This is a genomic window from Pseudoalteromonas sp. SIMBA_162 (genome assembly GCF_046535955.1).
Lineage (GTDB): Bacteria > Pseudomonadota > Gammaproteobacteria > Enterobacterales > Alteromonadaceae > Pseudoalteromonas > Pseudoalteromonas marina.
Genome location: NZ_JAWJBQ010001055.1, coordinates 1 through 242, shown reverse-complemented (window position 1 = coordinate 242; position 242 = coordinate 1). Strand labels below are relative to the sequence as shown.

At 59.1% G+C, this 242-nt stretch carries 1 pseudogene; it reads right to left on the bottom strand.

Annotation, left to right across the window (positions count from 1 at the left end):
- Positions 1–242, bottom strand: a pseudogene (locus R0J88_RS22930) (Cro/Cl family transcriptional regulator); the annotation flags it as partial.

Here is a 242-nt window from a genome sequence, read left to right as displayed (position 1 = left end):
CCACGATCACCGGCTCCATCGAGTCGCCAGAAACGGTGGCGCATGCAGCAAGCGATGGATCTACTCCGGCCTTCATCAAGCGCGGCAGGCTGAAGCGCATGTAAGCGCCGTGGTTCTCGATGACTTGAGTGCGACCATCGCCTGCCGCCATCTCTACCTCGCGGAAATACGGGATCTCTACCTCGTCATCTCTGAGAGGCTCATCACCGTCCACGACCTCAGTTTCATGAAGCACCAGCTCG